General features: G+C 42.2%; 10 protein-coding genes. 3 read left to right on the forward strand and 7 right to left on the reverse strand.

All coding sequences use genetic code 11. From position 1 onward, the window contains the following. Positions 1-59: 59 nt before the first annotated feature. The 3 genes from C1A09_RS01715 to C1A09_RS01725 all read right to left on the reverse strand — a co-directional run bounded on the left by C1A09_RS01715 (position 60) and on the right by C1A09_RS01725 (position 3,977). Entirely contained in the window at positions 60-965 is a 906-nt protein-coding gene (locus C1A09_RS01715) for a class I SAM-dependent methyltransferase (RefSeq protein WP_101542420.1), read from the reverse strand. Positions 966-1,068: 103 nt separating this feature from the next. Further along, a complete protein-coding gene (locus C1A09_RS01720) occupies positions 1,069-1,677 on the reverse strand; it encodes a hypothetical protein (RefSeq protein WP_101542008.1) in 609 nt (202 codons plus the stop codon). A 59-nt stretch (positions 1,678-1,736) separates the two neighbouring features. Further along, on the reverse strand, positions 1,737-3,977 hold the full coding sequence (locus C1A09_RS01725; RefSeq protein WP_180949172.1) for an alpha-N-acetylglucosaminidase: 2,241 nt from the start codon (positions 3,975-3,977) through the stop codon (positions 1,737-1,739). A 387-nt stretch (positions 3,978-4,364) separates the two neighbouring features. Here C1A09_RS01725 and C1A09_RS01730 point away from each other — a divergent pair, with 387 nt between their 5' ends. Next, the gene (locus C1A09_RS01730) at positions 4,365-4,874 is read left to right on the forward strand and encodes a DUF3836 domain-containing protein (RefSeq protein WP_101542010.1); all 510 of its coding nucleotides are present in this window, start codon (positions 4,365-4,367) and stop codon (positions 4,872-4,874) included. Between the two features lie 166 nt (positions 4,875-5,040). Here the strand turns inward: C1A09_RS01730 and miaB are convergent, their stop codons facing one another. Next, a complete protein-coding gene (gene miaB / locus C1A09_RS01735) occupies positions 5,041-6,417 on the reverse strand; it encodes a tRNA (N6-isopentenyl adenosine(37)-C2)-methylthiotransferase MiaB (RefSeq protein WP_101542011.1) in 1,377 nt (458 codons plus the stop codon). A gap of 327 nt (positions 6,418-6,744) precedes the next feature. On the opposite strand from miaB, the gene C1A09_RS01740 reads away from it, so the two are divergent. After that, complete coding sequence (locus C1A09_RS01740) at positions 6,745-7,122, forward strand: hypothetical protein (protein ID WP_101542421.1); 378 nt, start codon at positions 6,745-6,747, stop codon at positions 7,120-7,122. Between the two features lie 81 nt (positions 7,123-7,203). Next, complete coding sequence (locus C1A09_RS01745; protein WP_101542012.1) at positions 7,204-8,700, forward strand: butyryl-CoA:acetate CoA transferase; 1,497 nt, start codon at positions 7,204-7,206, stop codon at positions 8,698-8,700. 65 nt (positions 8,701-8,765) lie between these two features. On the opposite strand, the gene dacB is transcribed toward C1A09_RS01745, so the two are convergent. Genes dacB through lpdA form a run of 3 tightly spaced genes read right to left on the reverse strand, consistent with a single transcriptional unit; the run spans position 8,766 to position 12,054 of the window. Next, complete coding sequence (gene dacB, locus C1A09_RS01750; protein WP_101542013.1) at positions 8,766-10,214, reverse strand: D-alanyl-D-alanine carboxypeptidase/D-alanyl-D-alanine endopeptidase; 1,449 nt, start codon at positions 10,212-10,214, stop codon at positions 8,766-8,768. 10 nt (positions 10,215-10,224) lie between these two features. Continuing rightward, complete coding sequence (locus C1A09_RS01755) at positions 10,225-10,644, reverse strand: putative signal transducing protein (RefSeq protein WP_101542014.1); 420 nt, start codon at positions 10,642-10,644, stop codon at positions 10,225-10,227. A gap of 42 nt (positions 10,645-10,686) precedes the next feature. Beyond that, complete coding sequence (gene lpdA, locus C1A09_RS01760; protein WP_101542015.1) at positions 10,687-12,054, reverse strand: dihydrolipoyl dehydrogenase; 1,368 nt, start codon at positions 12,052-12,054, stop codon at positions 10,687-10,689. Positions 12,055-12,060: the final 6 nt, after the last annotated feature.

Raw genomic sequence — 12,060 nt, forward strand, 5'->3', positions numbered from 1 at the left:
TACTAATTATAAACTACAACGCTCACAATATCTCTTCACCACACACTATTATCACATTCTTATATCTGTTGTTTCTTCCGGAAAACATAAATCATGGAACTGCTACGTTCTTTCTTAACCAAAGCATTGAACCATGCCAACGTTCCGGTAATCATTCCCCTCAAGAAAGTACATGAATGACGCATGTGCTTCTCTGTCAACATAGACACGTAAAAAGCATCAAACGGCATCGGATGGCGTTCCGCCATAATAAAGCCGTGCTTGGAACCGAATTGCTGGATAGTGCCGGGAGTAAAATGCCAAAGATGGCGGGGCACATCGTATGCTGCCCAATAAGCTCCATACTTCTTTGCATCGTAAGAGGAACAGTTGGGTACGGCAATAATCAGTACACCTTTCTCCGTGAGTAACGAATGCAGTGTTTCCCAAGTTTCATTAAGTGTCTCCAGATGTTCCATGACATGCCACAGGGTAATGACGTCGAAACTACCGGGAGCATACTCTTTCAATGCGGTATCAGGCTTCACATCCAGTCCGAAATGCTCCTTGGCGAAATCACGTGCCTGCGCATTCTTTTCTATCGCTTCCACCTGCCAACCCCGGCGCTGCATGGTATCGGCAAAATAACCGGTACCCGTACCGATATCGAGTAAACGACCGCTTTTACGATGCGCTTCGTGAACCACCAAACGAGCCTTGTGCTTCAACATATAGCTGCGCACCCAATGGTATACGGAGTTCATCGCTCCTTTTTTAGTATCTGAATGGGAAATATAATCGGGAGTTTCGTAGTAACGCCCTATCTCTGCTTCTACAGGAAAATCTTGCGTAAAAATAAAGCCACAGTCCTGACAACGGCATAAGTGGAACACTTCGCCCGAAGCATAATGGTCTATGCAGGTCAAGGCACGCTCCAAATGCGTACCGCCACATAACGGACAAGCTTTTATAGTGAGTTTATTCATCGAACGTTCTACCAATAAGGAAGTGCAGCCTGAACCGGACAGACTGCACTAAGCCTAAATTTGGTGCAAAATAACAAATAAAAAGTGATTTACAAGGTTTTCATTAAGGAGATTTAATAAAGTTATCGAGACTTTCTTCCACTAAACGAATTGACTCGCGATAACCATCTCTCGTTTTATTGAGTTGGACAATAAACTCAAGCTCAGTAACCGGTTCGCTAACTTTATACCTGACAACATCCCCCCCCAAATCTTCTAAGAACTCGTAATTACTTAATTTCAGAGAAGTGGAATACTCACTAATAATCTTTTCCACAATTTCCGCTTCTATCCATCTGTACTCGGACTCTTTTATACTTTTAGCCCAATTGGTAATAAACGGGAACACATCCGAATATTTATAAAAATGTCCCGATTGAGTAAAATCTTTTTCAATCTCCTTAGAGTTCTTGTACCAATCATTTATCTGCCGGGTAACTGAAGTAAAATATGCCTCGTATTCTTTGAATGTAAGCGCATCAGGATTTTCATTGTAATTGATACCCTTTATCTCACTGACATCCGACTTATATGTTTTCCATTTAGCAACCTGATATTTAATTTCATCCTCTATTTTTGGTTTTGCTACTTCCAAGGCTTTGTCAACCTCTGATGTCCGGCAAGATATTATCATCAATGCCATCAAGGTTAATAATGTGTTCTTCATTTTCATAAATTCATCTATTTTTTAAGATTTATTACAAAAACAGTAAAAAATCCATAGAATAAAAATCAATCTTCCCCCAAATTTTCGTAAGTCCGCTCCTCCTTCAAAGTATCCGCACCGGAGAAATCAGCATAATACTCTTGGGAAAGCTTCAAGTATTTATTGAACAGACGGCGGGTGATTTGCAATTCATCGCCTTGCGTGGCAGGCACACGTGCCTTTCCGGTTTTTGCGGCAAAGGCCAGCTCCCAGTCGCCCAGTTTACTGTAGAAATCATTGGCACGAAATGCTTCACGCCCATGCGTAAGTTTCAAGCCTTCTTCCTTATATTCAGTACCGGCATCCAGATGTTCTTGCAGCATAGAATAGAATTTTTGCCAACGGGGCAGGTAATAACCTTTCACCAATCCCGCCCATTCACGCCAGGAATAATCAAAAATACTCGGATCGCCATCAGCTCCCCAAATCGTTACCAAAGAGGTGGCATCTTTTTCCATCAAATCTTTCTCGACAGGCGTATCTCCCCAGCTACGGGCTTCTGTCAGCCAACGGTCGAAACTATATTCGGAACGGGTACGAAGCAGCTCATCCATATCTTCCAGCAACTCGAGGAAACGACCGGAATGAAGGGCAAAAGCAGCTTTGTCCTTAGCACGGAAAGCTGCGGCAGCCTGCTTATGTATCAACTGACCGAGATTGGTCATCAATTGGCGCTGTACATCCACGATGTCAAAACGATAGGGCTTGGATGCAGACAATTTATCGGCATCTTTCAACAGTTCCCGTTGCGCACGGATTACCAACAACGGATCGTATGGTATCCCCAATCCGGCATTGGGACCCGACTTCTTTACATCCAAAGCCGGACGGGCGGCCACTATAGAACTGCGTTCCGTACCGTTCGTGCCCCGGCAGTAAGGACCTTCCAATAAATAATACATGGCTTGGGCTGCGGCATCCGACTTTGCCCCGTAACGACGCTCGGCGTATGCAGCCAACCAAGGTTTCAACGCTACCGTATCCGCATGATTGGGTATTTCAAAAGCCAGGTCATAATAAACGGGATTCTGCTCGATGGCCTCCATAAATAGTCCCGAACCACATACATTTGGGTAACGTTCTTTCGCCTTTTTATACTGATTGGACGCCAGCAGAGCCATATCACCGTGCATATTGATACGCCCGCCGAAGTTATGAAGATTACCCATCACTACCGGATATCCCCACATACCTTTGAACTTTTCCGTCCTCCCACCGTTCAGGTCTAAAATCAACAAACTTTCACGAGGCACAGCCTTCACTATATCCTCACGCAGGCTCCAGGCTTGCATCACCCACAAAGAACCTTTATCAAACTCCTGGAATAGTTTATGGATGGTCTGTCCCACGCCATGCAGATATTCAGGAGTATCAACCGGTGGCGCGCTCTCATGGAATGGGTCGGCCGCATACGCCCCATAACTGCCGAAAATCTTATCTTGCTCTTGCAAGAAGACAAGTCCGATTTCATGGAACAAAGGGTCAGAAGGATCCAACTGTGCAGTTGCCTTAAAACCACACCAACCCCGTTTCATACTGATTTTTGCTTGTGGATACTTGTCTTGCAGTTCACGGGGAACATATCCTGAAAAGCCTTGCTGGATGGGTTGCATACCCAATTCCAACTGACGTGCTAATATTTTTTTACCCAAAGCCACATGTTTGTCTATAACTGATTTGGGTAACGGACCGCCATAACTCTGTATGTTCTGCATCCACTGCCATGCCGCATGTCCGGGACCTGTCAGGAAAGCACGGGCTTCCTCATCACTGAAACCTAAACGCAACAATGTATTATACCACACTCCATCCAGTCCCATACTGAACAACGGCATATTGATACTGTTCATTGCCATAAAGTCCAGTTCTTTCTGCCAACGTTCCCAGTTCCACCAAGCAGCCGTATAACTCACTGTACAGTAGTTCATATAAACACGATATTTCCCATTGATGATTTTTCGCTCCTTCCGGGCAGGTTGAGGAAGGCGCTTCGGCAAATTCAACTGATTACCAAACCAAGATACATGCGCTTTACAAGTATACTTCAGATACCAATTGAAGGCACTCGCCAAAGAAATGGAATTATTGCCGCGCAAGATAATTTTCTTTCCATTACCTTCAATCTCATAAACATCATTTCCGGCATCATCCGGTATCAATTCCAATCGGTACTGAGAAGAATATCCGGGAGTTACCCGTTCTATCAAATCATAGACAGCTTTTTCTGCTGTTCCAATACTCCATGCTGACAGACAATAACAACACATCGCCACAGCAAACAAACAAAATCTTATCATGGTATTATTTTTATGTTTGTCACAAAGATAGAAAATATATTCTTAGAATAGTCTTTGAAACTGTCTCAAATCATGTTGGAATTATCTCAAAATAAAAACCTATATGAACTATTTATATTCAAGATTTTTCAATTATCTATAATTCTGTTCACTTTTAAACGGACAAGTGTTCGATAATGAACATGTTCATAAACCTAAAAACAACTGATAATCAACAACTTGACCTTTTGGCATACTAATTGACTATCATTAAGCGAAGACGTTCGAGAAAATAAGGATAAATTAAGAAGCAACTTTTTACCTCGGTACTTACGTCTAAAGATAAAATGAAAATAGTAACAATTAAAAAATAAGATTATGAAAACTACAAATTTATTCAAAGCAGTGGCATTCGTAGCAATGGTTATCGTAAGTGTTATGAACTCAGAAGTAAAAGCTCAGGAGAATTTCATTACCAATGAAGAAGTAAAAAATGATTTAGTAGTGGCTAAGACCATTTTTAAACAAGATGGTGCCTACCTCTACAATCACATGCGTTATGAATTTACGTATGACAACGAAAACCGCCTGACTGCCAAAATCGCATCCAAATGGGACGGTGCTAGAGAAAAATGGATACCTTATTTCAAAATGTCCTACCAATATGCCGACAACGAAATCACTATGTCTTATGCCCGTTGGAACGAATCTCACAAAAACTACGATAAGGATGTAAAAAAGAGCGTATATGAGATGAACGACGACAATATGCCTGTAGCTTATAAAAATTACGAAAAATCCTCAGAAAAATCTGATTGGACTTTAGTAAATTACAATCAGATCGACCATACAGCAAATTTACTGGCCATGACAGAAAGTAATATCTAAATTAAAGTTTACAATATATTATGAGGGTATGGACTGTGAAGCCCGTACCCTCTGCATTTTATATTTCTATACTTTCTTAAACTGTCTTGGCACTACATATATGATAGCAACAATTACCTGATACAATCTGTAGAGTATCGTTTGATAATAATAACGATAAAATTTATTATTTTCCAGAAACTTCTTCCCCTTTCAATGTAGCCGAACTGGATCCGGTAATCTTTACCATAACGAAATCACCCACACGATGTGTACCTCTATCGAAGACCACCACACGATTTTGTTCAGTGCGTCCGAAAAGTTGGTTTCGACTGCGTTTAGAAACACCCTCTACCAGCACTTCGTATGTCTTGCCTACACAATGAGCATTTGCTTTGGCAGAAAGACGGTTCTGTAAAGCAATGATTTCATTCAGACGACGTATTTTCACTTCTTCGGGGACATCATCAGGCAGATGTTTGGAAGCATACGTACCCGGACGCTCTGAATATTTGAACATAAAAGCGGAATCGTAACCACATTCTTCCATCAAGGAAAGAGAAAGTTGATGATCTTCTTCTGTTTCGGAATGAAAGCCTGAAAAAATATCTGTAGAAAGACCGCAATCGGGGATGATACGACGAATGGCGGCAACACGCTCCAGATACCATTCACGAGTGTATTTACGATTCATCAATTTTAGAATACGACTACTTCCACTCTGTACGGGCAGATGAATATGCCGGCATACATTGGGAACTTCGGCAATAACCTGTAAGGTTTCATCACTCATATCTTTGGGATGTGAAGTAGTGAAACGAATACGAACCCCTGGAGCAGACAAAGCTACGGTACGCAGTAACATAGGAAAGTTGATCACTTCGCCATCCACTTTCTCAAAACGGTAAGAATTGACATTCTGACCCAAAAGGGTAACTTCTTTATATCCTTTAGCTACCAAATCGGATACTTCGTTCAAAATACTTTCCACATCACGACTACGCTCGCGCCCACGAGTATAAGGAACAATACAGTAGGTACAGAAATTATTACATCCACGCATAATGGACACAAATCCGGAAATGTGGTTTCCGCAAATACGTGAAGGAATAACATCACGATAGGTTTCTGTAGTGGAAAGTTCCACATTGATGGCTTTTTCACCCGCTTCTACAGCCGCAATCAAATCAGGTAGAGTGAGATAAGCATCCGGTCCCACTACCAGGTCGACATGATGATTGGTAATTAAATCATCCTTGACACGCTCTGCCATACAACCCAGTACACCCACAATCAAATTTCGTTTCTTCTTCTTAAGCGAATGAAAAAATTCCAAACGATTCAGAATTTTTTGTTCGGCATTATCCCGAATAGAACAGGTATTCATAAACACCGCATCCGCCTCTTCCAGCGTTTCGGCCACAGAATATCCCGCCATCTGCATCACAGAAGCAATCACTTCACTGTCCGCCACATTCATCTGGCAGCCATAGGTTTCGATAAACAACTTTTTGTTGTCATCAGCAGTTGCAGATTTAAAGTCTGCTCCCGTTACTTTTTCCATTGTTTTACTATTTTTTAATTCGTCTGCAAAGATACTTTTTCACCCCCAAAAAACTTACGAATTGATAGAAAAATAACACATAAATGCTTCAAATTGGCTACTTTATACTAATTAATGTTAACCAGCTAAACATTTCCTGAGTGTTAATTTGGTGCTATTAAAAGAAATTCACAATTTTGTGGAATGAAAGAAACATTAGATTTTTTCATAGTTAAGGTTTAGGTTAAAAAAAATAAGGGGAGCTGTGAAGCTGCCCTTTTTTAATGTCAATTTGTTGGTTACAATCAGATTAAATAATTACCTTTGGCGGTGAAAAATAGTAAGAATATGGAAGATATTTTTAAATTTCTATTGGTTATTGGCACCATCGTTTTCGGTATTGTCAGACAAGTAAAAAAAGAAGCGAAGAAAAATGCTGGCCAAAGATCTGCCGTGCCTATACCCGATACAAAGAATAAACTACCAGAGAACCGGGATGATGAAACTTATGGTGGATTTATTCCCAAAGGTCCTGAATTGGAAAACATTACTATTACAGAAAAAAAATCTTCACACCGTACCAATACTCCCCTCAAAAAAAAGTTTTCCTCTCCGGTACCAGAAGAAGTACAGGAAACGGATGAAGTTTCAGAATTTAATATTCGTTCTACGGAAGAAGCCCGACGGGCAATTATCTGGTCGGAAATACTACAGAGAAAATATTAAAGCAATGAATAAACAACAACTGTCAAATAATAGCTGAAGACTACTTTGTAAATCTTTATATGCAAAAAATAACTATATATTATGGCATTGAATTACATTTCGGCAGCAGAAGCTGCGAGCCTGATTAAACATGGCTACAACATCGGCTTAAGTGGATTTACTCCCGCAGGAACGGCAAAAGCCGTTACGGCTGAATTAGCAAAAATTGCGGAAGCAGAACATGCAAAAGGCAACCCTTTTCAGGTAGGCATCTTTACCGGTGCTTCAACAGGTGACTCTTGCGACGGTATTCTTTCACGCGTCAAAGCTATCCGCTATCGTGCTCCCTACACTACCAACCCCGATTTCCGCAAAGCTGTAAACAATGGTGAGATTGCTTACAACGATATCCATTTGTCTCAGATGGCTCAGGAAGTACGCTATGGATTCATGGGTAAAGTAAATGTTGCCATTATCGAAGCTTGCGAAGTAACCCCCGATGGTAAAATATACCTGACAGCTGCCGGTGGCATTGCCCCGACCGTTTGCCGTCTGGCAGATCAAATCATTATAGAACTGAATGCTGCCCACAGCAAAAGCGCCATGGGTCTACATGATGTCTACGAACCGCTTGACCCTCCTTATCGCCGTGAAATTCCTATTTTCAAGCCGAGTGATCGTATCGGAAAGCCGTATATTCAAGTTGACCCGAAAAAGATTGCAGGCGTTGTAGAAACCAACTGGCCAGATGAAGCGCGTTCTTTTGCCGCTGCTGATCTGTTGACAGACAAAATCGGACAGAATGTAGCCGATTTCCTTGCCGCCGACATGAAACGTGGTATTATTCCTTCTACTTTCTTGCCATTGCAATCGGGCGTAGGCAACATCGCCAATGCCGTACTGGGTGCATTGGGACGCGACAAGACTATTCCTCCGTTTGAAATGTATACCGAAGTGATTCAAAATTCTGTAATCGGACTAATTCGTGAAGGTCGTGTGAAGTTCGGTAGCGCTTGTTCACTAACCGTTACCAACGACTGCCTAAACGGTATTTATGAAGATATGGACTTCTTCCGCGACAAATTGGTACTTCGCCCATCGGAAATTTCAAACAGTCCGGAAGTTGTACGCCGACTGGGTGTTATTTCAATCAATACAGCCATCGAGGCTGACCTCTACGGAAATGTCAACTCTACACATATTGGTGGTACGAAGATGATGAATGGCATAGGCGGTTCGGGAGACTTTACACGTAACGCTTATATTTCCATCTTCACTTGTCCTTCTGTCGCCAAAGAAGGCAAAATCAGTGCAATCGTACCGATGGTTTCCCATGTTGACCATAGTGAACACGATGTTAATATCATCATTACCGAACAAGGAGTTGCCGATCTGCGTGGCAAAAGTCCGAAAGAACGCGCACAGGCCATCATTGAAAACTGTGTACATCCCGACTATAAGAATATTCTTTGGGATTACCTTAAACTGACTGACGGTAAATCTCAAACTCCCCATGCGTTGCGTGCTGCTTTGGCTATGCATGCCGAATTGGCAAAGAGTGGAGATATGAAGAATATAGACTGGGCAGAATATAAGTGATAAAATGATAGAGTGGTAAAGTAAAATGTATTTTCTCATTATTACTTTACCACTCTATCATTTTATCACCTTTTTATAATTTCCTCACACACCTTATCCTGAAAAGCACGTGCTTCCTTACCGGAAAGGACATTCTGATTCATAATAGCAAAAGCTATCTGATGCCCATTACTTGCCTTCAAATAACCGGCAAGACAATTGACAGCTGTAAAAGATCCTGTCTTGGCATGCACATTCTTATATGAGGCTGTCCCTTTCTGCATCCGGTATTTCAGGGTTCCATCTACCCCACCAATGGGTAATGCTTTATATAACTTCTGAAAAACCGTAGTACTCGAATAAGCGTATTTCAAGAAAGCAACCAACAGTTCAGGAGAGATATAATTGTAATTGGAGAGTCCACAACCATCAGCTAAATTATAATGATCGGGCTTATATCCCAATTTCTTTATTAATGTACGCACAACAGTAAGACCGTCGTCCGCAGAGACATGTTTCTTCCCGGTACTTTGCATTCCCAGACGGTAAAGCATGGCTTCTGCATCCAGATTATCGCTTTCTTTCATTATCTGACTGACTACTACTTGCATCGGAGTATCATATACGGCCATTCGCATGGAAACACTGTCTTTTTGAAATTCCGCGAAAGTATAATCGGAAAATAAAGTATCTCTTTCTCCCGGAACGTGTTGAATGCCGTGTGCTTGCAGACGGTCTATAAACGTACGCATAAAGAAGTCCTGTGATGAAAAGATATTGACCGTACCTACCCGTTTGGTATCTACATTCCCGGTAACGAGAATATCATTTCCATTTTCCAGCCAGTTACGGGATACGCGAAAACGTCCGGCAGAAGGAGTACGCGATTGTGTTTTATTAGCCAGTGAATAGTAGGAAGACACAGGAGTACATTCCAAGCGGGCAGTATCTCCCCATTCAGTGGGAAAAGCAGCCACGGTAACCACTCCTTTATTCAACATCAACGGCGATAGATAAGGTTGGAAAGAAGCCGGCGTATCATCCCACAGCCACCCGCTTCCCCAATACAGAGAATCTTTCATAGATACATCTCCATAAATATTTCCCTGAATTACAGAGAAAGGGAAACGCAGAACGGCATTTACTAGAGAGTCTAATGCATTATCATCAAATTCAGGGTCGAAACCTCCGATAACATAAATATCGCCCCGTAAAGTATCTTGCTCAATTACTCCCTTATACCATACTTCTGTACGGAATGGATCGTCGGCTTCAGGACATGAAAGCGCCGTAATCGTTGTCAACAACTTCATAGTAGAAGCCGGACGGGACAATTTATCTGCCTGATAACCATACAGCGGACGGTTACTCGTCAAGTCATAAACTGAAATAGCGACATTGGAACCGATGGGAAGTTTGTATTTGATCAATGTATCTAAACGAGAAGAAAGTGCATTTACCCAGTTGTCCATTTTCTGGGCAGACACAGATAACAAAAAGCATGATAAAAGCCAATATGACAATAATCTTTTCATACACACCTATTTACAAACCATTTCTTTTCGCCACCGGCTGATTGAAACGGGCGCCACACTCGCTACAAACATATTCCCAATGATCAGTACCCGGAGGAGCTACCGACAATGCAGAAATAATTCCCGCCATAATGGCACGCATTCTATGCCCTTTTTTCAGCACAAAATCAATCTTGGACGAACCGCAATGAGGACAATACTTCAATTGCTCGGGGATCATCTGATTTTGCTCGAGCAGGGATACCGCCCTATCGTAATCGTCTTCATAGACCAATACATCCACACCGGCTATTTCACGGGTATATCCACGCAACACGGTAGATGTATTTTCATTATGCAAAACAGAAGCAATACCCTCATTTTCCAAAGCACCTTGAATGATGTGGGCTTGAAAAGCCTCATCACACGTAATCAGTTTTACAGTCTTCATCTTCTGTAATATTTATATCAGAAGTTATAAATTTCCGGAAATTCAGAGCGCTTCCTTAAAAATTTCACTCACTGTAGGATGCGGAAAAACAATTCTTTTCCATTCAGTAGCAGTCAGTTTCAGTTCAATAGCCATACCAGCCAGCGTAATAATCTCTGAAGCGGGATTGCCCAGTACATGTGCACCGAGCAGAGTATCATCTTCCGCCAGCAAAAGTTTGCAAACACCATTGACTCCTTCATTCTCTGCGACGAAACGGCCGGAGTAAGCCATCGGCAATTTAACGGCACGGTAAGCAATACCTTTTTTCTGTAAAGACTCTTCCGTCTCTCCCACTCCTGCTATTTCGGGATTGGTATATACCACACCGGGAATGGCACGGTAACTCATCACATCCTTTTTCTCCATTATAGTATGTATAGCTACTTCGGCTTCGCGCACAGCAGTATGTGCTAGAAGCGAGAAGCCGGTCAGGTCACCACAGACATATACACCCGGCACAGAGGTTTGCATCTGTTCGTTGACACGGATACTGCCCCGTTCTGTTTTTTCCAAATTCAGGTTTTCCAATCCGAAACCTTTTGTTACAGGACGACGACCCACACTCATCAACAGTTTCACAGCAATAACGGAACCGGGACCATCAGCGGTTTCATAATTCACTTGTATCAGCGATTGCTTGTTTTCATCGTCATCCTGAACTTGTTGCATGACAGATACTACTTTAGTATTCAGCATGAATTTGATTCCCCGTTTTGTATATTCGGCACGAAGCATAGCGGAAAGCTCCTTATCCATGCCACCGAGGATTTCATCAAGCATCTCAATAACCGTTACTTGTACGCCCAAGCTATTAAAGAAAGAAGCAAATTCCATACCGATAACCCCACCTCCGATAATAACGAGCGAAACAGGAAGTTCTTTATTATCCAACGCATCACGATGTGTCCAGTAGGGTACCGAATCCATCCCCGGAATGGGCGGAATGAATGTTTCCGAACCGGTACAGAGTAACAAGTTCTCACATTCGTATGTCTCTTCACCACAACGGATATGGTTCTTATCTATTACAGTAGCTTCACCGGTCACGACGGACACATTGTGAGCAGACAGTTTACCCTTGACACCTAAAACGAGTTTCCGTACCACTTTCTGTTTGCGGACAATGATCTTGGACAAATCAAATGATACTTCCGGTACATTGACCGCATACTTTGCAGCATGACATGCACCGTCATACGTTTTGGCCGAATATAATAAAGTCTTCGTAGGAATGCAACCCTCATTCAGGCACACTCCGCCAAGACTTTGTTTTTCAAACAACACGACACTCATTCCTGCCTTTCCGGCAGTCTCAGCAGCCGTATATCCCGCAGGGCCTCCACCGATAATGGCAACTTGATATTTCATAACTTC

The sequence above is a fragment of the Bacteroides cutis genome (genome assembly GCF_900241005.1).
Classification (GTDB): Bacteria; Bacteroidota; Bacteroidia; order Bacteroidales; family Bacteroidaceae; genus Bacteroides; species Bacteroides cutis.